The 22,430-nt window shown below is 67.9% G+C and carries 24 protein-coding genes and 1 pseudogene; 12 read left to right on the top strand and 13 right to left on the bottom strand.

The window, feature by feature from the left end:
* Positions 1-38 precede the first annotated feature (38 nt).
* Together AC07OZ_RS04480 and AC07OZ_RS04485 are read left to right on the top strand one after the other, a co-directional pair.
* Complete coding sequence (locus tag AC07OZ_RS04480) at positions 39-572, top strand: response regulator (RefSeq protein ID WP_495465950.1); 534 nt, start codon at positions 39-41, stop codon at positions 570-572.
* A 22-nt stretch (positions 573-594) separates the two neighbouring features.
* Complete coding sequence (locus tag AC07OZ_RS04485; protein WP_495465951.1) at positions 595-1,368, top strand: D-glycero-alpha-D-manno-heptose-1,7-bisphosphate 7-phosphatase; 774 nt, start codon at positions 595-597, stop codon at positions 1,366-1,368.
* A 169-nt stretch (positions 1,369-1,537) separates the two neighbouring features.
* Here AC07OZ_RS04485 and AC07OZ_RS04490 read toward each other — a convergent pair.
* From AC07OZ_RS04490 to AC07OZ_RS04515, 6 genes and pseudogenes are all read right to left on the bottom strand, one after another.
* Positions 1,538-2,380: pseudogene (locus AC07OZ_RS04490) on the bottom strand (DNA topoisomerase IB); the annotation flags it as partial.
* 175 nt (positions 2,381-2,555) lie between these two features.
* Positions 2,556-4,031: a sigma-54-dependent transcriptional regulator gene (locus AC07OZ_RS04495; protein ID WP_495465952.1), complete on the bottom strand. Its 1,476-nt coding sequence runs from the start codon at positions 4,029-4,031 to the stop codon at positions 2,556-2,558.
* A gap of 277 nt (positions 4,032-4,308) precedes the next feature.
* Positions 4,309-4,656, bottom strand: coding sequence for a hypothetical protein (locus AC07OZ_RS04500; protein ID WP_495465953.1), 348 nt, complete (start codon positions 4,654-4,656; stop codon positions 4,309-4,311).
* 146 nt (positions 4,657-4,802) lie between these two features.
* Positions 4,803-5,528 carry a hypothetical protein gene (locus AC07OZ_RS04505; RefSeq protein WP_495465954.1) on the bottom strand — a complete coding sequence of 242 codons (726 nt, stop codon included), beginning with the start codon at positions 5,526-5,528 and terminating at the stop codon, positions 4,803-4,805.
* A 78-nt stretch (positions 5,529-5,606) separates the two neighbouring features.
* Positions 5,607-6,683: a glycosyltransferase family 9 protein gene (locus tag AC07OZ_RS04510; RefSeq protein WP_495465955.1), complete on the bottom strand. Its 1,077-nt coding sequence runs from the start codon at positions 6,681-6,683 to the stop codon at positions 5,607-5,609.
* A gap of 141 nt (positions 6,684-6,824) precedes the next feature.
* Positions 6,825-7,739 carry a YihY/virulence factor BrkB family protein gene (locus tag AC07OZ_RS04515; RefSeq protein WP_495465956.1) on the bottom strand — a complete coding sequence of 305 codons (915 nt, stop codon included), beginning with the start codon at positions 7,737-7,739 and terminating at the stop codon, positions 6,825-6,827.
* A 143-nt stretch (positions 7,740-7,882) separates the two neighbouring features.
* Here AC07OZ_RS04515 and AC07OZ_RS04520 point away from each other — a divergent pair, with 143 nt between their 5' ends.
* Entirely contained in the window at positions 7,883-8,224 is a 342-nt protein-coding gene (locus tag AC07OZ_RS04520) for a PRC-barrel domain-containing protein (RefSeq protein WP_088404154.1), read from the top strand.
* A gap of 102 nt (positions 8,225-8,326) precedes the next feature.
* On the opposite strand, the gene AC07OZ_RS04525 is transcribed toward AC07OZ_RS04520, so the two are convergent.
* Positions 8,327-8,782 carry a CBS domain-containing protein gene (locus AC07OZ_RS04525; protein WP_088404153.1) on the bottom strand — a complete coding sequence of 152 codons (456 nt, stop codon included), beginning with the start codon at positions 8,780-8,782 and terminating at the stop codon, positions 8,327-8,329.
* 89 nt (positions 8,783-8,871) lie between these two features.
* On the opposite strand from AC07OZ_RS04525, the gene AC07OZ_RS04530 reads away from it, so the two are divergent.
* From AC07OZ_RS04530 to AC07OZ_RS04550, 5 genes are all read left to right on the top strand, one after another.
* On the top strand, positions 8,872-10,185 hold the full coding sequence (locus tag AC07OZ_RS04530; RefSeq protein WP_495465957.1) for an O-acetylhomoserine aminocarboxypropyltransferase: 1,314 nt from the start codon (positions 8,872-8,874) through the stop codon (positions 10,183-10,185).
* Positions 10,182-11,012, top strand: a complete 831-nt coding sequence (locus AC07OZ_RS04535) for an alpha/beta fold hydrolase (RefSeq protein ID WP_495465958.1) — start codon at positions 10,182-10,184, stop codon at positions 11,010-11,012. The genes AC07OZ_RS04530 and AC07OZ_RS04535 overlap by 4 nt, the downstream gene beginning before the upstream one ends.
* 63 nt (positions 11,013-11,075) lie before the next feature.
* On the top strand, positions 11,076-11,435 hold the full coding sequence (locus AC07OZ_RS04540; RefSeq protein ID WP_495465959.1) for an Mpo1-like protein: 360 nt from the start codon (positions 11,076-11,078) through the stop codon (positions 11,433-11,435).
* A gap of 111 nt (positions 11,436-11,546) precedes the next feature.
* The gene (locus AC07OZ_RS04545; RefSeq protein WP_495465960.1) at positions 11,547-12,236 is read left to right on the top strand and encodes a hypothetical protein; all 690 of its coding nucleotides are present in this window, start codon (positions 11,547-11,549) and stop codon (positions 12,234-12,236) included.
* Positions 12,237-12,361: 125 nt separating this feature from the next.
* Positions 12,362-13,081, top strand: a complete 720-nt coding sequence (locus tag AC07OZ_RS04550) for a hypothetical protein (protein ID WP_495465961.1) — start codon at positions 12,362-12,364, stop codon at positions 13,079-13,081.
* A 17-nt stretch (positions 13,082-13,098) separates the two neighbouring features.
* On the opposite strand, the gene AC07OZ_RS04555 is transcribed toward AC07OZ_RS04550, so the two are convergent.
* Positions 13,099-13,968, bottom strand: coding sequence for an NmrA family NAD(P)-binding protein (locus AC07OZ_RS04555; protein ID WP_495465962.1), 870 nt, complete (start codon positions 13,966-13,968; stop codon positions 13,099-13,101).
* A 78-nt stretch (positions 13,969-14,046) separates the two neighbouring features.
* A complete protein-coding gene (locus tag AC07OZ_RS04560; protein ID WP_495465963.1) occupies positions 14,047-14,979 on the bottom strand; it encodes an NADP-dependent oxidoreductase in 933 nt (310 codons plus the stop codon).
* A 107-nt stretch (positions 14,980-15,086) separates the two neighbouring features.
* Between AC07OZ_RS04560 and AC07OZ_RS04565 the strand changes: the two genes are divergently transcribed.
* On the top strand, positions 15,087-15,995 hold the full coding sequence (locus AC07OZ_RS04565) for a LysR family transcriptional regulator (RefSeq protein WP_495465964.1): 909 nt from the start codon (positions 15,087-15,089) through the stop codon (positions 15,993-15,995).
* A gap of 16 nt (positions 15,996-16,011) precedes the next feature.
* Here AC07OZ_RS04565 and AC07OZ_RS04570 read toward each other — a convergent pair whose 3' ends face one another.
* Complete coding sequence (locus AC07OZ_RS04570; RefSeq protein WP_495465965.1) at positions 16,012-16,698, bottom strand: hypothetical protein; 687 nt, start codon at positions 16,696-16,698, stop codon at positions 16,012-16,014.
* A gap of 142 nt (positions 16,699-16,840) precedes the next feature.
* On the opposite strand from AC07OZ_RS04570, the gene AC07OZ_RS04575 reads away from it, so the two are divergent.
* Positions 16,841-17,707, top strand: a complete 867-nt coding sequence (locus tag AC07OZ_RS04575) for an F-box protein (protein ID WP_495465966.1) — start codon at positions 16,841-16,843, stop codon at positions 17,705-17,707.
* Here AC07OZ_RS04575 and AC07OZ_RS04580 read toward each other — a convergent pair whose 3' ends face one another.
* Together AC07OZ_RS04580 and kbl are read right to left on the bottom strand one after the other, a co-directional pair.
* Positions 17,708-18,664, bottom strand: coding sequence for an NAD-dependent epimerase/dehydratase family protein (locus AC07OZ_RS04580; protein WP_495465967.1), 957 nt, complete (start codon positions 18,662-18,664; stop codon positions 17,708-17,710).
* Positions 18,665-18,688: 24 nt separating this feature from the next.
* Positions 18,689-19,930 carry a glycine C-acetyltransferase gene (gene kbl, locus AC07OZ_RS04585; RefSeq protein ID WP_495465968.1) on the bottom strand — a complete coding sequence of 414 codons (1,242 nt, stop codon included), beginning with the start codon at positions 19,928-19,930 and terminating at the stop codon, positions 18,689-18,691.
* A 164-nt stretch (positions 19,931-20,094) separates the two neighbouring features.
* Here kbl and AC07OZ_RS04590 point away from each other — a divergent pair, with 164 nt between their 5' ends.
* Positions 20,095-20,673 carry a helix-turn-helix domain-containing protein gene (locus AC07OZ_RS04590; RefSeq protein WP_483106597.1) on the top strand — a complete coding sequence of 193 codons (579 nt, stop codon included), beginning with the start codon at positions 20,095-20,097 and terminating at the stop codon, positions 20,671-20,673.
* Between the two features lie 117 nt (positions 20,674-20,790).
* A complete protein-coding gene (locus AC07OZ_RS04595) occupies positions 20,791-21,111 on the top strand; it encodes a hypothetical protein (protein WP_067272555.1) in 321 nt (106 codons plus the stop codon).
* On the opposite strand, the gene AC07OZ_RS04600 is transcribed toward AC07OZ_RS04595, so the two are convergent.
* A complete protein-coding gene (locus AC07OZ_RS04600; protein WP_495465969.1) occupies positions 21,095-22,423 on the bottom strand; it encodes a YihY family inner membrane protein in 1,329 nt (442 codons plus the stop codon). The genes AC07OZ_RS04595 and AC07OZ_RS04600 overlap by 17 nt on opposite strands.
* Positions 22,424-22,430: the final 7 nt, after the last annotated feature.

The raw sequence follows: 22,430 nt of genomic DNA on the forward strand, positions 1-22,430 counted from the left end.
TCGCGACCAACTGGATTCGAACAGGGAAGGAGCGAACGATGAACGAGGGTCTCACGTCGGTGCTGTACGTCGAAGACAGCCCGCTCAACGTCATCGTGATGGAGGCGATGTTCGAGCAGCGCCGCGACCTGCGCCTGCACGTCGCCGAGGCCGGCATGCCGGCCTGGCGCCTGAGCGCGCAGTTGCAGCCCTCGCTGCTGCTGATCGACCTCCACCTGCCCGACTGCCACGGCTCGGACCTGCTGAAGCTGCTGCGCATGCGGCGCGGCTGGGCGCAGGTGCCCGCGATCGCGGTGACGGCCGATTCCGATTTCGACGCCCTCGGCTGCGGCTTCCTGGAGCTGTGGGCCAAGCCGCTGGACGTGCGCAAGACCCTGGCCCGCCTGGCGGAGCTGCTGCCGCCGCCGCGAAACGCGCGGCCGGCCGACGCGATCGCCGCGCCGGTCGACGGCCTGCAGACCGGCGTCATGATCGATCCGGCCGGCGACGGCGCTCGACGGGAGCCGGGCCTGATGGCCCGGCACAAACAGTCGCTGGCGCCGCGCCAGACCGACTACGGCTGGGTGCGCTGAGCGCGTCGCGGAGGCTGATCCCGTGACTGCCTGGCTCGACGCCCCCCTCACCACCCTCTCCCTCCACGACCTCGATTTCTCCCGCGAGCGGCCCGACGGCCCCTCGCCGGGATCGCTGCGTCCGGCGGTCTTCCTCGACAAGGACGGCACGCTGGTCGAACCCGACGACGCCGCCATCCACGATCCTTCGCGGCTTCGGCTGATGCCGGGTGCGGGCGAGGCGCTCGCGCGGCTGAGCGCGGCGGGACTGGCCCTGGTCCTGGTCACCAACGAAAGCGGCATCGCGCGCGGCGCGTTCACCCGTGTCCAGTTCGCGCGGCTGCAGGGCGCCTTGCTGCGGCGCCTGAAGGACGAGTTCGACGTGACGCTCGCCGACGTCGCGGTCTGCCCGCACGCGCCCGATGCGCAGGGTCGCCCGGCCTGCCTGTGCCGCAAGCCCGCGCCCGGCATGCTGACGCGCGCGGCACGGGCGCACGGCCTCGATCCGAGACGGTCGTGGATGGTGGGTGACCTGCTCGACGACGTCGAAGCGGGTCATCGTGCGGGAGCGACCGGTCTGCTGCTCGACACCGGCGGCGAGACCGTCTGGCGGCGCTCGCCGCTGCGCGAGCCCGCGGGCATCTTCAGCGACTGGCCGTCGCTGGCCGATCATCTGCTGCGCGAGGCGGCGTCGGCAACGTCGTCGGCGGCCTCGCCTTCGCCCTTGATGGACGACCCGCTCGACGACCCCTTGAGCCGGATGAACGCGGCGTCGACGCCTTCGCCGATGACGCCGCAGGCGCAGGCGCAGGCGTAGCGACCTCCACGCGCGGCTGCGTGCGGAGCAGTCCCATCAGACGCCGTTCCGCGGCGCTCAGGCCGGGCACCGCCGGCGGCGCGCTCATCCAGCGTTGCGACGTCAGCGACGCCCACTGATCCGGCTGGCCCCACGCCAGCACCGCCGGATGGATGTACGACTTGCGACAGACCGCCACGGTGTTGCCCAGCCGCGCGGCGACCTCCTTCACCGTCTGCTTCAATGCGTCCGCCGGCGCGCTGCCTGCGCGTGCGTGGTCCGAGAGCAGATCGAGCGCGAGCACGCTCGCATGCCAGGTGCGGAAGACCTTCGCGCTGCAGGTCGGACCGCCGGCGGTGGCGAGCCAGTCGTTGACGTCGGAGGCATCGATGCGATGCGGCTCGCCCGCCTCGTCTTCGTAGCCGAACAGTTCCTGCCCCGGCAGATCGCGACAGCGGCGCACGAGGGCCGCCACCCTGTCGTCGCGGACGGCGAGCTGATGACGCACGCCGCTCTTGCCGGGAAAGCTCAACAGCAGCGCGTCGCCCTTGACCTTCACATGCCGGCACAACAAGGTACTGAGGCCGTAGGAGCCGTTGCTGCGCGCGTACTCGCGATGGCCGATGCGCATCCAGGTGCGGTCGAGCAGACGGACCAGCGCGGCGATGACGCGTTCGCGGTCGACGCCGCGCTCGCGCAGGCGCCGCTGCACCTGCCGCCGCAGACGAGGCAGCCGCTGGCCGAAGTCCAGCAACAGGCCGAACTTGTTCTCGCCGCGCAGGGCCATCCAGTCCGCGTGATAGCGGTACTGCTTGCGACCGCGCGCGTCGCGCGCCGTGGCCTGGATGTGGCCGTCGTCGCGCGTGCAGATCCAGACGTCCTCGTAGGCTGGCGGAATCGCCAGCGCGCGGATGCGCTGGAGCGTCGATGCGTCGCGCACCGGCCGTCCTGCGGCATCGACATAACGGAAGCCCTTGGCCGCGCGCTTTCGGCGCAGCCCGGGTTCGCAATCGGACACCCAACGCAACGACATACGAGTCCTCCTGCCTTTCCCAAGGCAGGCCGCATGCCAGCACCGCGCGCCCTCACCGAAGAACGGAAGTCAGCAACTTCCGGTGGGGCCGGAACGATGCGGGAGGTTCGCGGACGCGAGGCCTCCTGCATCGTGGAGTGCCCGCGCCTGGCCAGGCGGAGTCGGGCGGTTTCCCTTACTGCTCGGCCTTGTCCGCCGCCGCCGCGTCTTCCGCCGCGTATTCCTTCAGCCGGTTGTAGAGCGTCTTCAGGCTGATGCCGAGCACGGCCGCCGTCTGCTCCTTGTGGTGCTTGTAGTGCTGCAGCGTGGCCAGGATGAAGGCCTTCTCCACCTGCGCCATGGAGCTGCCGAGCGGCATCGTGATCGACGGCCCCGACGACTCCGCCGACGTCACGAAGGCCGGTGCCGCCGCGCCGCCTGCCGCGGGTACCGGCACGCTCACGCCCAGGCTGGTGGACGCCGCGGCCGAGGCGGCCGTGGACTGCGGATCGACGCCCTCGCCCTTGGGCAGCCACTGCTCGTCGACGACATCGGCCGCCGCCATCACGTACGCGCGCTGGACCGCGTTGCGCAGCTCGCGCACGTTGCCGGGCCAGTGGTAGGTCTGGAGCTGCGCCAGCGCCTTCGCGGTGAAGCGCTTGTTCTTGCCTTCCTTGGCCGCGATCTGGCGCAGGAAGTGGTCGGCCAGCAGCGGCACGTCGTCCAGGCGGTCGCGCAGCGGCGGCATCTCGATCGGGAAGACGTTGAGGCGGTACAGCAGGTCCTCGCGCAGCTTGCCCGCCTGCACCGCCTGCAACAGCGGGCGGTTGGACGCGGCGATGACCCGCACGTCGGCGTCCAGCGTCGTCGTCGAGCCCACGCGCATGAAGCGCCCGGTCTCGAGCACGCGCAGCAGCTTGACCTGCAGCTCCATCGGCATCTCGGTCAGCTCGTCGAGGAACAGCGTCCCGCCGCTCGTCCGCTCGAAGAAGCCCTCGTGCTGCTTGTCCGCGCCGGTGAAGGCGCCCTTCTCGTGGCCGAAGATCTCGCTCTCGATCAGGTTGGGCGAGATGGCGCCGCAGTTGACCGCCAGGAACGGCTTCTTGCGGCGGCGGCTCAGGTCATGGACGGTCTGCGCGACCAGCTCCTTGCCGGTGCCGCTCTCGCCGTTGATGAACACCGACACGCTGGTCCCCGCCACGCGCGAGATCTGGTCGTAGATCCGCTGCATCGGCTGGGTGCGGCCCCACAGCAGGCCGAAGTGGCCGCTGTTGGCGAGGTTGGCGTTCAGCTCGGAGACTTCCGCCTGCAGCGCGGCGGGCTTCATCACGCGCGACAGCACGCCCTGCAACTGCTTGATGTTGATCGGCTTGACCAGGTAGTCGGCCGCGCCCAGGCGCAGGGCCTGGATCGAGGTGTCCAGGCTCGCGTGGCCGGTGATCAGCACCACCTCGGAGTTGGCCACCAGCTGGGGATCCTGGAACAGCTCCATGCCGTTGCCGTCCGGGAGTTGCAGGTCCAGCAGCACCACGTCGGGCTGCTGCAGCGCGATGTGCCGGCGGGCATCGCGCAAGGTATGGGCCACCGACACGGTGAATTTCTCGCTCGCGATCAGTTCCTGCAGGGTGGCGACGGAATCGATATCGTCATCCACGATCAACGCATGGGTCACCGGGTCTTCCTTCGTTCTGGGAGTGGGTCACATCGGTGAGTTCAGCATGTCGTGAAGTAGGTCCGCTGAACTCGTCTAACTCATTCTTGCAGCAAGCGGCCCGCTTGCCAGCCCCTTGGCGATTTGATTTGAAAAATATTCCGGTCAGCGCTGGTCGATGAGCGTCCACACGCAAACGACATGCGAACAGCACGCCCCACAAAACGACACCGGCAGCGGTCCGAGGACCACGCCGGTGCCGGCAAGCGGTCCGCGGGACCGCTGGAATCGACGCGACTCAGGCGTCCCGACGGCGTCGCTGGACCCATCCCACCAGGGCCAAGGCGACGACCAGGGTGAAGAAGTTGCGGATCTCGAACGACGCGCCGGCAGGCTCGTTGTCGGCGTCGATGACGGAGGACGGGCTCGGCGGCGCAGAGGTGGTCGGCGACGGCGTCTGTCCCTGCGGGACGGGACGGACACCGGCGGGAGCGTGGTGGGAAGGGCCGTTCGCCGGGGCCGCGGCCTCCGGACGGACCAGGGCCGCGAGCTTGGCACCCTCCAGGAAACTGCCGGAACTCTCCGCATGGGCCACAGTCGCGGCCAGCAACAGCGGCATCGCCCAGGCGAGCTTGTGCAGGTGCATGAAAACCTCCTGTGATGGAAACGGAGCGCGGTCGGACATCCGTCCGGCCATCGCCATCGCCGAGCGTCCACGCGCGGCTCGCAGGAGAGGCAAGCACCGTGCCCGTTCGAACGTCCTGTGACGATTTCGTTGCCAGGCGAAGGGGGTCAGGCGCTCAGAAAAGCGCCAAGTGCCGCGCCGATTCCGGCGCCGGCCAAGCCGCCCAGCCCGGACCCCATCGCCGATCCGAATGAACCGAACGGCGAAAACGCGCAGCGGTCCGCGAAGCTCATGCCATAGGGCGAGCAGCTCGGCGTGAAGGGCGACGTGTACGCGTACCGGTAGGCGGGGGTGAACGAGCCGCAGCCGTAAGGATCGAAGCACGTCCAGCGGTTCGGCACGGCCCATTGATCCGGCATGGACCACGGGTTCGGCGCGGCCCAAGGCGAGCACGGACGCTGCAGTTGCCGCACCTGGTGGAACGCCTGCTGCAGCTGTTGCTGCGCCTGTTGCAACTGCTGCTGGGCGTATCGCAGCTGTTGCTGAGCCTGCTGTTGCTGAGCCTGCTGCTGCTGAGCCTGCTGCTGCTGGGCCTGCTGCTGCGTCGACTGCGCGGCTGGCGGCTGCTGTCCGGCCATCTGGCGACGAAAGCCTGCCAGCAGGCGAGCCTGCTCATTGCGCTGCTTCGTCTGCAGTTCGCTGAGGAACGCTTTCACCTCAGGGCTGTTCCTGTCGAAGGGATCCTGGCTGCCGTCGGCCGGCACGCCATCGGGCGCGTCAGTCCCCTGGGTCGAGGTCGAGGTCGAGGTGGAGGTGGAGGGAAACATTGGCGCATCGGCGTCACCGGCGAATGATCGCGACGGCCCCCAGGCCGATCCGAACTGACTGAACATGACTTTCCTTTCGCTGAAGTGGCCCGTCCCCTCGACCGGGGCTCGATAGCGATGTGTCGATGCCGAACGCCCGGCAGTTCAGGAAAAGTTCATATCCCGCCGCAATGCCTCGCCGGGAAGGACGGCGGGCACCCGCGCGGCGGCCGCGACCGTGAGCGGCAGATCGTCCGTGGCGACGATCACGCGGGCGCCGGCGGCCAGTGCGGCGAGTTCTCCGATCGACGCGGCCGGAAGCAAGACGTGACCCCGCTGAGGCAAGGTCGCGCGCAGTTCCGCCAGGGCCGCTTCTTCCGCCGGCAGCGCGCACATCACGATCGCCGTGTCGTCCGCCCAGGCGTTGAGCAGCACGTCCGCCGCCGCGGCGAACGCCGCGGGCGCGCAGTGGCGCGCCCCCCCTCCACCCGGGCACACCAGGACGTAGCGCTGACCGAAGCGCAAGCCGGCTTGCTGCAAGACGTTCCGCATCTGGTGGGTGTCCTTGGGCAGCAGCCGCAGGCGGGGCCGTTCGTCGGCGGTGTGCATGCCGACATGCGCCACGAGGGCCAGCTGGCGACGCGTGTCGTCGTGGCCGTCGCCGGCCCGGTCATCGGCGACCAGCAGTTCATCGCTGAGCAGGCCGTGCGCCGGCTCGCGCACATGGGCCAGCGTCAGCGGAATGCCCGCCATGCGGCACAGCAAGGCGGCCGGCAAGGCGCTCTGGCTGGCCGGAGCGAACAGCACCGCCGCATCGAAGTGACTGCGGCGCAGTCGGCGCACCAGGTGCATTTCGGCGTCGCCGCGCATGGTCGGCGGCTCGGCATCCAGCGCGGCGGCGCCGCCGGCGGTCCACGGCGCGTTGAAGGTCATGACGTCGTCCACCGCCTGCAGATGCGGCCGCAGTTCCAGGGCGTCGGGCGCCGCGAGCAGCGTCAGCTGCGTCCACGGCATCGTCTCGTGCACCGCCGCGAACGAGGCCGTCGAGGCCAGCACGCCCGCCACGCCGTCCAGCCGGATCAGCAGCACGCGACGCACGTTGCACCAGCGGCGATGGCGTTCCTCGGCCAGCGTGAGCGCGTCGATGGGCAGCGGTCCCTCGCGCAGCAACGCGGCCGCTTCACCCAGCTCCGGAGGACTGGGCGCGGCGGGGGCGCGCTGCTCGAGGGACGTGGCGATCATCCCGTCCACGTGGCAAGCGGCATGCCGGACGAAGAACGAGGATCGGCGCGGGTTTCCGGGTGATCGTCCGCTAGCGTCGATGCCGCGTCCGCGGCGACGGATCGCCGGGATCGCCGTGTCCATCGGCCCCGTGGCCGATCGTCAACCCGCCTTCAGCGCGCGCGTGGCGGTCTCCGCCGCCTGCTCCCGCAGGCTGTGGCGTTTGGCGAAGGCCCAGCTGAGTTCCGCCCCCATCAGGAACACCTGGGTCGAGTAGTAGACCCACAGCATCATGACGACCAGCGAGGCCGCGGCGCCGTACGCGGAGCTCACGCCGCTGCGGCCGATGTACAGGCCGATCAGCGTCTTGCCGAGGCTGAAGAGCGCCGAGGTGATGAGCGCGCCGACCCAGACATCGCGCCAGCGCACGGGGACGTCGGGCACCCATTTGTAGATGACGGCGAACATCAGGGTGATCAACGCGTAGGCGAGCGTGCCGTTCAGGATCTGGGCGAGCAGGACGAACTCGGTGCCCAGCCACGGCGTCCACCACTTGCTGATCGCGGCGAGCGCGGCGCTGGCCACCATCGAGATCATCGACAGGAAGCCCAGGCCGAGGATGAGGCCCAGCGACAGCAGACGCTTGCGCAGCAGCGTCACCAGGCCTTGCCAGACCGGGCCGCTGCGCGCCATCGGCGCCTTCCAGATCCGGTTGAGCGAGTTCTGCAGTTCGGCGAACACCGAGGTCGCGCCCACCAGCAGCACGATGGTGCCGATCGCGGCGGCCCAGCCGCCCTCCTCCGGCCGGTTGACGCGCTTGAGCAGGTCCTCGACCGCCATGGCGCCGTCGGTGCCGAGCAGGTCGGAGAGCTGCGCCATGACCTCGCCGCGCGCGGCCTGCTCGCCGAACACCAGGCCTGCCACGCTGATGACGATCAGCAGCAGCGGCGCGATCGAGAACAGCGTGTAGTAGGCCAGCGCTGCGCCCATGCTGGGCGCGTTGTCGTCGCTCCAGCCTTGCGCGGCTTCGCCGACGATGTCGATGGCTTCCTGAACGGCATGGGGCAGCTTGGGCATGCAAGGCGGCCGCGGCGGAACGCGGTCGGAGGTGGGGAGGATGTCCCTTGTCGAGGCAAGAGAAATTCCCGCTCCCCTGCCTGCGTCGACGGCGGCACGGCGATTGCCTTGAACCTCCTATCCCAACCCACCAGGAGACCCTCATGGCAAGCACCACCATCGCTTCCGACCGCGTCGAAGGCACCAAGGTCTACAACGGCAACGGCGACAAGCTCGGCTCGATCGACAACCTCGTGATCGACAAGCGCTCGGGCCTGGTCCGTTATGCGGCGCTCGAGTTCGGCGGGTTCATGGGCATCGGGACCGACCGGTATCCGATCCCCTGGAACATGCTGAAGTACGACACCAGCCTGGACGGCTACGTCGTGCCGCTGCGCGAGGACCAGCTCGAGAAGGCGCCGCGGTATGCGCAGACCGACCGTCCCGAGTACTCCGATGAATACGGTCGAAAGGTTTACGACTACTACGGCGTGGCTTGGATGTAAAAGCCCCCGGCCCTTGCCTTCGAGCAAGGGCCATCGATCCTGCAATGAAGAACGCCCCGGGAGACCGGGGCGTTTTTTCTTGGGGCGACGGACAGCTGTCGATCAGGCGGCGTTCGCGCCGTCTTCCGCCGGCCAGTCGCGGATGTAGGCCTTGAGCATGCGGTTCTCGAAGTCCTGCGCGTCGACGACCGTCTTGGCCACGTCGTAGAACGAGATCACGCCCATCAGCTGCCGTCCGTTGAGCACCGGCATGTAGCGCGCGTGGCGGCCGAGCATCATGCGGCGGACCTCGTCGATCTCGGTCTCGGGCGTGCAGGTCAGCGGCGCGTCGTCCATGACGCTGCGCACCAGCCGCGTCCCGACGCTGCCGCCGTTGCCGACCACGGCCTGGATGACCTCGCGGAAGGTCAGCATGCCAACCAGGTCGCCGAACTCCATCACCACGAGCGAACCGATGTCGCGCTCGGCCATGGTCTCGGCGGCCTGGGCCAGCGGGGTGTCGGGGGAGACGGTGAAGAGCGTGCTGCCCTTGACGCGCAGGATGTCGGAGACTTTCATGGCCGCGAGAGAGAAATGTTGACTGCCAACATAGCACACAATGCCCGGCGCCAGACACGACTGGACACCATAACAAGCAGGAGACACCCATGTCAGGTCCATCCGACCCGGGCTTTGATACCTTGGCGCTACACGCCGGGGCCGCGCCCGACCCCACCACCGGCGCGCGGGCGGTGCCGCTGCATCTGACGACCTCGTTCGTGTTCGAGAGCGCCGAGCAGGCCGCGGGCCTGTTCAACATGGAGCGCAGCGGGCATGTGTACTCGCGGCTGTCGAATCCGACGACCGCGGTGCTGGAGGAGCGCATCGCCGCGCTGGACGGCGGCATCGGCGGCCTGGCCACGGCCAGCGGCCAGGCGGCGCTGCACCTGGCGATCGCGACGATCGCGGCGGCCGGCGACCACATCGTGGCGTCGAGCGCCCTGTACGGCGGATCGCACAACCTGCTGCACTACACGCTCAAGCGCTTCGGCATAGCGACGACCTTCGTGCGCCCCGGCGACCTGGACGGCTGGCGCGCGGCGATCCGTCCGCAGACGAAGCTGCTGCTGGGCGAGAGCCTCGGCAATCCCGGTCTGGACGTGCTGGACATTCCTTCGATCGCACAGATCGCGCATGACGCGCATCGCCCGCTGCTGGTCGATGCGACCTTCGCGACGCCCTACCTGCAGCAGCCGATCGCGCTGGGGGCGGACCTGGTCTACCACTCGGCGACCAAGTTCCTGTGCGGACACGGGACCGTCGTCGGCGGGCTGCTGGTCGACGGCGGCCGTTTCGATTGGGATCGCGCGCACGCGGCGAGCGGTGAGCGCCGCCGCTTCGCAGAACTGTGCGAGCCGTACGACGGCTTCCACGGCATGGTCTTCTCGGAGGAAAGCACCGTCGGCGCCTTCCTGCTGCGCGCACGCCGCGAGGGCCTGCGCGACTTCGGCGCCTGCATGAGCCCGCACACCGCGTGGCTGATCCTGCAGGGCATCGAGACACTGCCTCTGCGGATGCAGCGCCACGTGAGCAACGCGCAGAAGATCGCGGAGTTCCTCGAGGCGCAGGACATCGTCGAGCGCGTGAACTACCCGGGCCTGGCCTCGCACCGTGACCACGCACTGGCGCAGAAGCTGCTGCCCAAGGGCAGCGGCGCGGTGTTCAGCTTCGACCTGAAAGGCGGACGCGAGCCGGGCCGGCGCTTCATCGAATCGCTGCGGCTGTTCTCGCACCTGGCGAACGTGGGCGATGCCCGCTCGCTGGTGATCCATCCGGCGTCGACGACGCATTTCCGGATGGACGACGCGGCGCTCGCGGCGTCGGGCATCGGTGCCGGGACGATCCGCCTGTCGATCGGCCTCGAAGACCCCGACGACCTGATCGCCGATCTGAAGTCCGCATTGAAGGTGGCTTCGAAATGAGTGCGAACAAGCTCAAGGTCCAGGGCCGCGCGGCCTATGCATACACCGGCGGCAAGCGCTTCGACGCGGCCCTGCCCTGCGTCGTGTTCATCCACGGCGCCTTGCACGACCACAGCGTGTGGACGCTGCTGGCGCGCCACTTCGCCCATCACGGGCACGGCGTGCTGGCGGTCGATCTGCCGGGGCATGGGCGCAGCGAGGGCCCGGCGCTGGGCGACGTGGAGACGCTTGGCGACTGGATCAACGAGGTGCTCGACGCCGCCGGCGTGAACGCCGATGGCACGGTGGCGCTGGTCGGGCACTCGATGGGCTCGCTGATCGCGCTCGAGGCTGCGGCGCGGCGTCCGGCACGCGTGTCGCGGCTGGTCATGGTCGGCACCGCGTGGCCGATGAAGGTCTCGGACGCGCTGCTGAGCACTTCGCGCGAGCGGCCACGGGCGGCGATGGCGATGGTCAATGCGTTCTCGCATTCGACGGTGGCCGGCAAGCCCTCGTATCCCGGACCGGGCGCGTGGATGCACGGCGGCAACCTGGCGCTGATGGAACGCATGCAGGACGGCTACGGCGAGCACGGCAACCTGTTCGAGCACGACTTCCTCGTCTGCGATCGCTACCAGGGCGCGCCGGAGGCTGTCGCGCAGGTGACCGCGGCCGGCATCCGGTCGGAGATGATCCTCGGCGCGAAGGACGCGATGACGCCGCCGAAAGCCGCGAAGCAGTTGGCCGAGCTGTCGGGCGCGCGCGTGCAGACCTTGCCGGCCGGGCATTCACTGATGACCGAGGCGCCGGAGGGGATGTTGAATGCCTTGAAGGCGGCGCTGGCCTGAGCGCCGTACGGTGACGCCATCAGCCAAGCAGACGGCCCGAGAGGGCCGCGCCAGGAGACGACCATGAGCACCAGCCCCCTGCCCCACGCGCCCGAGGAATCGGACGCGGGCGCCGACCGCGTGAAAGCGATGCGGAGCTTCGCCGAGTTCTATCCGTTCTACCTCGGCGAACACCGCAACCGGACCTGCCGGCGGCTGCACTTCGTCGGCTCGACCTTGGGGCTGCTGTGCCTGGCCTACGCGCTGGTCACGCAGACGTGGAGCTTCCTGCTGATCGGGCTGCTCTGCGGCTACGCCTTCGCGTGGATCGGGCACTTCGGTTTCGAGAAGAACAAACCCGCGTCGTTCAAGCGCCCGCTGTACAGCTTCATGGGCGATTGGGTCATGTACAAGGACATTTGGGTGGGGAAAATTCGCTTCTGAATCATTTCCGGCGAACCCCCGCCGATTTGCTCATGACATATCCATCCTGGCACCTCGACTGGCAATTCCGCAGCCGAGGATTCGAGTTCGCGACAATCAGGATGCGATGCAATGAACCCAACAGCCCACTCTGTCGGCACGACCTCCCGCGTTTCCGGCACCTCGGCCGATTCACCGATCCACGAATTTCAATGCCTGTTGGATGAGGTGGAAAAGCTACCCTCTGACAGGCAGATGCCAAAGCTGAAGGAGCTGGGGGATCTGGCGCACCTTCTCCCCTTCAATCCGCAGAGTCACGACCTCATTCACAAATACAACTCCCTTGCTCTCCAGGGCCCTGCGGGCGATGAGGTCAGAGCGGGAGGAAACGTGAAAGACATAGCCGAGCGATATGGCATCTCCGATGTCAGTTGCCAACGTGCGCTGGGAGCACCTGCTTTCGTTTTCGAATGCGACTACGACTATGGCCCCAGGTCCGGGCTCTCCCGATTGGAAGAACTTGCTGTCGAAGGCATGGCGGCGCAGGAAGTCGCAGACGGCGCCAACCCGCAGGGCGTTGCCCACAAATTCGGTTTGCGGCTTGATGGTTATGCAATTTGGACGCTGTACCACATTGCTGTCACTGGCCCTGGAAAGAAGTCCATCGAAGGTGGAATGAGCGCGGAAGAGGTCAGGACCCGGCTTGGCCTTCCTAGGCACTGCGATTCAACTCGTCAATTGGAGGCGTTTGAGGCGGAGTACTTGAAAAGGCTCCATGCAAAGCCGTCTGCGTCAACGCACGTTGGCAAGCTCCCCGACTAGATCTTCATATCGGTGCAGTGGTCTCCCTGAACCCCTGCCGATTCACGCATCACTGATTCGCTTCGTGCCCCGTCTGACGATCTGGCAGCCGGGGATCTCGCGTTCACGAGAATCAGGACGATGTGATGAACCCGACTTTCCCCTCCGCAGGCGGCGCGTACGGCGTCTCGGGCAGCTCAGACACCGCAGCAGCCACAGAAAATTTTCAGCGCTTGCTGGCTGAGGTGGAAAAACTGCCTCCATGGAATCAGCAGGAGAAGCTGAAAGAGATGGGCCGACTGACATCCCAGTTGCCGGACAACACCCAGGGCCATGCGCTCATCCACAAATTCAATTCCATGGCCTGCGATGGACCGGCCGGCGACGAGGTCAAGGCGGGCGGGAATGTCCGGGAGATCGCCGAACGTTATGGCCTGACGGATATCGACTGCACTCTTGCACTTGGAGGCGGTCTGGGATTCGAATGTGATGATTGCGGGGAAGCAGAGGACGTCGGGCAGGAGGAAGGATCCGTTCAAGTCATCGAGACGGATTACGGCCCCCGTTCCGGCCTGTCACGATTGGAAGAAATCGCGGCCAAGGGCAAGGCTGGCCTTGAAGTTGCGGAGGGGGCCAATGTGCAGGATGTCGCCCACAAGTACGGCATTCGGACGGAAGGCTTCAACCTGGCACGCAAGCAGTTGACCTGGACTTCTGTCCTCGGTCCCGGAGAACGTGCCGTCCGGGCTGGAGGCCGCGCAGCGGACTTCCTGGATGCGCACGGTATCGACAGGCGCGCCGACGCAGGCCAGCACCTGCTCAAGTTCGAAAAGAAGCATTCGCCGAATGCCGGCCTGAAAGGCTAAATCTCACCCGGAAGTGATCACGCCCTGCTGGCGAGTTCCCGGACCAGTGACGCATATCGGCGCAACGGCCGACCGAGCAGCGCCTCCAGACGCTGCAAGGCGCCGTCCGCCGGCTTCATGCCGTGCCGCTGGATGCGCGCCATCATCAACCGCATGTCGTAGGCCATCCAGGACGGCGCGGCATTGGCGAGCTGAGCCTCGAAGGCAGCCAGGTCATCGCCGCCGTAGCGGATCTCCCGTTGCAGCACGCGGCTCCAGGCTTCGGCCGCCGACGCACCGGTCAGTTCCTCCGGCCCGACGACGTCGAGCACTTCTCGCGGCAGCGGTTCCGGCGCAGCGTCGCGGCGCAGGAGTTCCGCGACGGCGACGTCCGCCAGGTCGCGCGTGTCGATCATCGCCACGCCCGCCTTGCCGATGGGCATCGGATAGACGCCGTAGCCTTCGATCACCGATTGCACCTGCTGATCGTTCTGCATGAAGTAGGCCGGGCGCAGCACGGTCGCGGGCAGATCAAGGCTCTCGATCATCCGCTCGATGGTGTGCTTGCCGGTGAAGTGCGGCACGTCGGTGAACTGGTCCGCGTGGATCACGGACAGGTAGACGATGCGCTCGATGCCGGCCTCGCGTGCCAGGCTCAGCGTCTGCAGGCCCTGTGTGACTTCGTCCGGCGTGACCGCGTTGAGCAGGAACAGGGTGCGCACGCCCGACAGCGCACGGCGCATCGACGGAATGTCTGACATGTCGGCGACGACTTCGGCGACGCCGTCCGGCAGTGACGCCTTGCCCGACTTGCGGACCAGCGCCTTCACGGAGGCGCCTTGGCGCGACAGACCTTGGACGACGAGGGAACCGATGGTGCCGTTGGCACCGGTGACGAGGATGCTCATGGAAATCTCCTGGGTGGTTGGGAACTGAAGGGAGCGAGAGGGAACGAGGAGGCGAAAGGAAGGTCGGGACCGCCGCGCTCACGCGGTGAAATCGACGACGGCCTTGCCGTGGATGGCGCCGTTGCGGTGGCGCTCGATGGCGGCGGGCAGTTCGGCGAAGGGCACGACCTCGCCGACGCGCGTTTGGAGTTCGCCTCGGGCGACCTGCTGCGCGAGGTGCTCCAGCAGCGCGGCGTCGGGCTTCATGACGAACCACAGGCCGCGCAGCCCGGACGGCGTGCTGGCGAGGATCCCGGGCGACGAGGTGCCGACGACGACGCCGGTCCGGGACAAGACCTGCCACGTGCGGTCGAGCACGTCGCCACCGACGTAGTCGAGCACCAGGTCGATGTCGCGGATGACGGATTCGAAGCGCTGTGTCCGGTAGTCGATGACCTGGTCGGCGCCGAGTGCGCGAACCGCCTCGACGTCGTCGCCGGACGCGGTCGCGATGACGTGGGCACCGGCGCGCTTCGCGAACTGGACCGCGAAACGGCCCAGGCCACCGGCCGCGCCGTGGACCAGCACGCGCTGGGACGGCCAGAACGGGCCGGCGAAGTGCAGGCTCTGCCAGGCGGCGAGCACGGCGACCGGCAGCGAGGCCGCGGTGAGGTCATCCAGCGATCCGGGCGTCGGAGCCAGGTTGGATTCGTCCACGGCCACCAGCTCGGCATAGGCGCCGAGACCGCCGAGCGGCCCCATCACGCGGTCGCCAACCTGGAAGCGCGAGGCGCCGGGACCGACCGCCTCCACGACGCCCGCCAATTCGATGCCGAGCACCGCGGGCAAGACGATCGGGAAGGCATCGCGGACGTAACCCTCGCGCACCTTCCAGTCCAGGGCGTTGAGGCCCGCGGCGCGCACGCGCACCAGCACTTGGCCGGATTGCGCGACCGGGGAGGCGGTCGTGGAGATCGTGGCGGCGTCGGTACCGCCGTAGGCGTTCAGGGTCAGGGCTTGCACGGTGGTCATGGTTCAGTTCTTTCCATCGGTGGGGTTGCGATGGATGAACGATAGGACGTTGCATTCAATAAACACAGACGCCAAAATTCATACATGCTGTCTCATGGATGGAACATATGGACCTGAACGCACTGGCGGACTTCAATCTGGTCGCGACGCATGGCGGCTTCGGGCGGGCGAGCCGGGCCAGCCGACGGTCGAAGGCGACTTTGTCGCGGCGTGTCGCCGATCTGGAGGAGCAGCTCGGCGTGCGCCTCATCGAGCGCAGTACCAAAGGGCTGGAGCTGACGGAAGCGGGTCAGGCCTTGCTCAGCCGGACGGAAGGTCCGATGAACGAGGTGGCCGACGCCTTCGCGTCCGCGGTCGAGGGCGCCGGTCAAGTGCGCGGGCAGCTTCGCGTCGCTGCGCCGCTGCTGTTCTCACAGCTGGCGATGGGTCGCCTGTGCGCGGAGTTCCGGGCGCTCTACCCCGGCGTGACCGTCGAGGTCGTCGGAGAGGACCGCGTGGTGAACCTCGTCGAAGAGCGTTTCGACGTGGCGATCCGTCCCAACCCGCGGATGGACACCACGTTCGTGGGGCGTTGCTTTGCGAAAGACAGGTTGGTGGTGGTCGCCGCACCGTCGTTCGCGATGCCGGCCTCCGGCAGATCCGCCGCCGGCAAGGCCGCATCGAAGAAGACCCCTGTGGACGTCCCCGCCGTGGTGAGCACCACGCAGGAGGGGGACGTCTGGGAACTCGACGGCGGCGCGCCGGCGCTCGCGCCGCGACCCGTGTTGCGGCTGTCGTCGATGCTGATGGTGCGGGACGCCACGATCGCGGGCGCGGGGGTCGCGCTGCTGCCTCAGTCGATCGTCTGGAGCCAGCTGACGCGCGGCGAGCTCGTGCAATGGGGCGCCGTGCCCGGCAAGGAGGTCGAGCTGTGGGTGCTGCACACCTCGCGCCGGCTCGCGAGTCCGAAGGTCAAGGCCTTCGTGGATTTCATGTGCGGACAGTATCCGGATGGGAATCTGGTGTTGGCGGGGTGAAGTCGTCGCGGATGGCTCAAGCAAGTGGCAGCAACGCCCTCGCCGCCTCGATCCTCAACGCCATCGGCACCGACGCATCGTTCATCACCTGCAGCAGGAATGCTCGGGGGTCGGTGAAGCTAGTGGCCGACGAGAAAGAGGACGCTGCCGCCGGGGTCTCCGGCGACGACGATGCAATCTTGGGTGCCAGGTCTTGCGCCTCTGCCGGCGCGAGTTGCTCCATCGCCGCGCGCCACTCCTGGGGCGCGATGCCCTTCAGCGTCTTCAGCAGGTCCGCCTGCCCTTCGACGCCGGGCGGAATGTCGAGCCAGGTCGCCTCGACGAACACCGGCGCCAGGTCGGGAGCGACGAAGGCGGACCATTGACCTTCCTTGACTTCGGCCGGCACCGCGGGCGGCTCCGTGAGACAACGGATGCGCGGCGCGGCGACGTCGCTGAGGTAGCGCGCCTTCAGGCCGTCGAAGAACGCCCTCGCCTCGTCTTGCGGGCATCCCTGCTGCAGCGAGAACCACAGCTGATAGCTGTTCTCTCCCGCGATGGCGATGCCCGGCGCGGGCAGCGAGAGATCGAGTTGCACGCCACGCCACACGGCACCGAGCAGGTCCCAGTCCGAGGGGCGACCGACGTCGAGCACGAGCGCGCGCACCGATCCCTCGCGACCGGCGGCATAGAGACGTTGGAATTCGGTGGCGAGTCGGGACATGCGGTGCGATCACGAGTCAAAAGGCCGATCGCATTGTCGCGCCGGAACTTGCGGTCCAGGTGTTCGCACAGAGGCATTCTCCCCAACCAACAACGTGGCTTGCGCAGCACTCAATGCCGAACGCGGTCACTCGGAGTCCTCGATGACACTCTCCGTCGTTCCCATCCCCAGCGCGCATGTCGACGACCTGGCGCGCACCGAGGAGCAGCCAGCCTCCCGCGCGACAGCCGACTTCGCCACCGATGACGACCAGACGTCGATGACGGACTTGCCCCCGGAGCTGTTGGAGATGATTGCCGGTCACCTACCCACCAGGGACATGATCGCGTTGAGTCTTGCCCACCCGGTGCGCATCGCCCCAGCCGTCGCGCGTCCATTGGCCATCGCCTATCAATCGGCCTCGGCGCGCTTCGCGCATGCGTTCGCACGGATGTTCGATGCCGCCAGCTTCGAAGCTGCGCTCGCCGCAGCGGAAGATCTCAGGCCGTCGGAGCGCGCCCAGGCACTGCTGGACCTGCGGACGGCATTCACCTGGCTGCCTTTCGATCAGAAAGGCAAGGCCGCCAAGGCACTACGAGAACTCGCCCTCACCCTGCCGGATTCGGTGAAGACCTTGCGTCATCGTGAACCCAGGAATCGCATCGACGCCGTGGAAGCGGTCTCGCGCGGCGAGAACGTGGCGTGGGTCACGGCACAACTGGGGTTCGATAAGACCTTGAACGTTGCGCTGCAAGCGGTCGCCGTTGCGACATCGGCCCGCCGGGCGATCGAAAGCGGAGAGGCCGTCTGGAAAGTCCGTCAGTGCTACGGCATCACCCACTTTGGTCATGTGAAATGGCTGCAGCGTCTTGCCGCCATCACCGCGCGCGAGCACGAGAACGATGTCGCACTGCTGCCGCGTGACCGGGATCTCCGGGCGCGCCAGAGAAGGCAGACGCTCGAGGAGATCGAAGGTCTTGGGCGGCAGATGCGGCACATCCTCGTCCGAGGTGAAACGCCCCCCGCCTGATCAGCCGGCGGCCTTCTGCTCCGCCTGCGCCTTCAGCGACGCCAGCATGTCGTCCGCCATCGCGTCCAGGTCGTAACCCAGCTTCCAGCCCCAGTCGCGTTGCGCGACCGAGTCGTCGATGGACTGCGGCCAGCTCGCCGCGATGTTCTGGCGGAAGTCCGGCGCGTAGTCGATCGTGAAGCCCGCGATCCGGCGGCGGATGGACGCCGCGATCTGCTCCGGCGTGAAGCTCACGCCCGCCAGGTTGTAGCTGCCCCACTCGGTGATGCGGTCCGCCGGCGCTTCCATCAGCTCCAGCGTCGCGCGCAGCGCGTCGGGCATGTACATCATCGGCAACGCCTGGTCTTCCTTCAGGAAGCAGGTGTAGCGGCCGTGCTTGAGCGCCTCGTGGAAGATCTCGACCGCGTAGTCGGTCGTGCCGCCACCGGGCGGCGTCTTCCAGCTGATCAGGCCCGGGTAGCGCAGGCTGCGCACGTCCACGCCGTGGTTGGCGTGGTACCAGCGGCACCAGCCCTCGCCGGCCAGCTTGGAGATGCCGTAGATCGTCGACGGGTCCATCGCCGTCGTCTGCGGCGTGTCGCGCTTGGGCGTCCGCGGACCGAAGGCCGCGATCGAACTCGGCCAGAACACGCGCTCCAGCTTCACCGTGCGGGCCAACTCCAACACGTTGAGTAGGCCCTTCATGTTCAGGTCCCAGGCCCACATCGGGTGCTTCTCGCCGGTGGCCGACAGCGCCGCCGCCAGGTGGTAGACCTGCGTGATGCCGTGGCGCTTGACCACCGCCGCCAGCGCGGCCGCGTCCGTCACGTCCAGCATCTCGTGCGTCAGCTGCGGCACGCGGCCCTGCGGCGCGACGTCGCTGGTGATCACGTTGGCGTTGCCATGGCGCTTCGCGAGCTCCACCGCCAGTTCGGAACCGATCTGGCCGTTCGCGCCGATCAACAGGATCTTCGTCATGGGATCTACTTCTATCGCTTCTTCTTACTTCACTAGGCCCAGTTCGCGGCCCGCCTGCGCGAACGCGGCGACCGCCTTCTCCAGATGCTCGCGCTCATGCACGGCCGAGATCTGCACTCTCACTCTCGCCTGTTCCTTCGGCACCACCGGATAGAAGAAGCCGACCGCGTACACGCCCAGCTCCAGCAGGCGCGCGCTCAGCTGCTGCGCCTTGACCGCGTCGAACAGCATCACCGGCACGATCGGGTGCGTGCCCGGCTTGATCTGGAAACCGGCCTGCTGGATCGCCTCGCGGAAGTAGGTCGTGTTGGCCTCGAGCTTGTCGCGCAATGCGGTGCTGCCTTCCAGCAGGTCCAGCACGGCGATCGACGCGCCGACGATGCTCGGCGCCACCGTGTTGGAGAACAGGTAGGGACGCGAGCGCTGGCGCAGCAGCTCGATCACTTCCTTGCGGCCGGTCGTGAAACCGCCGGACGCGCCGCCCAGCGCCTTGCCCAGCGTGCCGGTGATGATGTCGACCTTGCCGAACACGCCGCGGTGCTCGTGCGTGCCGCGGCCGGTCTTGCCCATGAAGCCGCTGGCGTGGCACTCGTCGATCGCGAGCAAAGCGCCGAAGCGGTTGGTGATCTCGCGGATCTTGTCGAGCTGCGCGATCGTGCCGTCCATCGAGAACACGCCGTCGGTGAAGACCATGACGTGGCGGGCGCCGGCGGCACGCGCCGCCGTCAGCTGGACCTCCAGGTCGGCCATGTCGTTGTGCTTGTAGCGGAAGCGCTTGGCCTTGCACAGGCGGATGCCGTCGATGATGGAGGCGTGGTTCAGCTCGTCGCTGATGATCGCGTCCTGCTCGCCCAGCAGCGGCTCGAACAGCCCGCCGTTGGCGTCGAAGGCGGCCGCGTACAGGATGGTGTCCTCGGTGCCCAGGAAGCGCGCCAGGCGCTGCTCGAGTTCCTTGTGGATGTCCTGCGTGCCGCAGATGAAACGCACCGACGACAGGCCATAGCCATGCGTGCGCAGCGCCTCATGGGCGGCTTCCACCACCTTCGGGTGCGAGGACAGGCCCAGGTAGTTGTTGGCGCACAGGTTGAGCACCTCGCGACCGTCCTTCGTCGTCACCACCGCGCCCTGCGGGCTCGTGATGATGCGTTCGCTCTTGTAGAGGCCAGCGTCGCGGATGCCCTGCAGCTCGTTCTGCAGGTGGCGATAGAAGTCGTCGGTGGACGGCGCCGTGGATGCAGCGATGGACGGGGGGACGATGTTGGTCATGCGGTGCTCCTGCGGCACAATCCGTTAAATCGAACGTGTTCGTTATATCGAACAGCCGTGCAGTATCAAGGAAGTGCCGCAGCCGGTCAAGGCGTCGGCGCTCCCCGGAACGCTAACCGAACTCCCTGATTTCTCCGAACCTCACCGAACACCAGCCACCGCCGATGTCCGCCAATCCCTCAGAGAAACTGGAACCGCCGCGTGTCGGCGCGACCTTGCAGACGCTGCGGCAATCGCAGGGCCTGTCGCTGGACGAACTGTCGCGAAGAGCGGGCGTGTCCAAGTCGATGCTCTCGCAGATCGAGCGCAACCAGGCCAATCCCACGGTGGCCGTGGTGTGGCGGCTGGCCAATGCGCTGCGGGTGGAGTTGTCAGAGTTGCTGGGGGGCGAAAGACCCGCCGCGCCGCCGATCGAGATCGTCGCGTCGCACGGCACGCCGGGGCTGTCGAGCCCGGACGGCCTGTGCCGGCTGCGGATCCTCGGCCCCATCGACCTGGCCGGCAATTTCGAGTGGTACGAGCTGACCGTGCAGCCGGGCGGCGCGCTGGAGTCGGCCGCGCATGAGCCCGGCTCGCGCGAGCACCTGAGCGTGCTGGGCGGCGAACTCGAGGTGACCGCCGGCGGGAGCCGGCAGATGGTCAAGACCGGCGAGACCGCGCGCTACGCAGTCGACGGCGCGCACGCGATCCGCAACCTGTCGAAGAAGGCGGCGACGGCGCTGCTCGTCGTGCTGCATGCGTAGGCATGCGGCTTTTCCCTCGCTCGCCCCTACCTCCTGTTACTTGACCCGCGCGTCCGTGTCGTGACAATCGGTCGCTTCGCGGAGGCGAGGGAGCGTATTGCAGTCAAGGCAGTCCACATGCAGCAACGCTCGTTTTCAGACAAGCACCCCCACATCCCCACCCCGACCCAACCGGCCACGATCGATACCGAAACCCAGGCGAAGCAGCTCCAGCTGCTGGATGGATCCGCGCGTCTGCGCGTCGCCGAGCAGCGGGCACGCGAACACCGCTCGACCCCCCTGATCGACAAGGCGGCGCTGCCGCTCGGCGCGACGCCGAAGTACGGCATGAAACCCACCGGCGCGACGCGCCCCAAGCCGCCGTACCGGCGGGCGATCTATTCGGTGGTGGCGCTGCTCGCGGTGATCGGCGGCGTGGCCGTCACCTGGCTGCGGTAGCCGCCGGGGTCGAGGACGCCGCGGGCGTCAGCGTCATCGCGGGTCCGGCGGACCCGACGATCGCGGCGGGCGCCGTGCGTCCGATCAGCACGCCCACGGTCGTCTGTTCCCAGCCGGCCTTCTCCCACAGCGCCGACAGGCCCGGCTGGCGGTCCGCCAGCAGCGCGCGGATGAGGGGCTCGGCGATCGTCGAGGACGGTTCGCAGAGCAGCACCAGACGTTGCGCGCCGTCCTCTTCCAGGCGCCCGATCCAGTCCAGCTTCTGCAGGTGCTGGATCACGGGTTCCAGTTGCAGCGGGTCGACCGACATCCGTTGCGACAAGCCCAGCATCGACAGCCCCGATTCGCCGCCGGCGCGCGCCGCGTCGAGTTCGCGGATCACGTCCAGCGCCAGCGCCATCTGCATGCCGGGCTTGTTGCCGCGCACGCTGACACCGCCGGCCAGGGCCGGCGCATTCGCCGCCAGGATCGCGCCGAGCAGCACGATCGACCAGCCGACGTAGATCCAGATCAGGAAGATCGGTACGGCCGCGAACGCGCCATAGAGCGTCGAATAGGTCGGCACCTGTTTCACGTACCAGGCCAGCGCCAGCTTGGCCAGGTGGAAGGCCACGGCGACGAAGGCCGCGCCGGTCAGCGCGTGGCGCCAGCGCACGTCGGTGTTGGGCACGTAGTGGAAGAGCCCCGCGATCGCGGCCCACAGCACCAGCAGGTCCACGCTGTTGAGCAGCACCACCAGCCCGCGCGGCAGGTTGTCGACGAGGTCCCGGCCGGCCGAGACCAGCAGGCTGGTGACCGTCAGGCTGCCGCCCAGCAGCAGCGGGCCCAGCGTCAGCGCGGCCCAGTACACGAGCACGCGCTGCGCGATCGGACGCGGCCGCTGCACCCGCCAGATCTGGTTGAGCGTGCGGTCGATCGTCAGCATCAGCGACAGCGCGGTCACCGCCAGCACGATCAGGCCGACGACGCCGAGCCGGTTCGCCTTGGCCGCGAACTGCGTCAGCGACATCAGCACCGGGCGCGCGATGTTGTCGGGGATCAGCGACTTGAGGAAGTACTTCTCCAGCGCGGACTGGAAGCTGGAGAACATCGGGAACGCGGTGAACAGGGCCAGTGCGACGGTCAGCAGCGGCACCAGCGAGATCAGCGTCGTGAAGGTCAGGCTGCCGGCCGTGAGGCCCAGCCGCTCCTCGCGGAAGCGCTGCACGAACAGGCGCAGCGTGCGCGCATACGGCCACGTCAACAGCTCGCGTCCGAGCTCCCGGATTCCCTCGCGCCAGCTCTGCGTCTGCGCCTGAACTTCACTGATCATGCTGGCT

Source organism: Roseateles sp. GW821-FHT09G03, assembly GCF_059416045.1.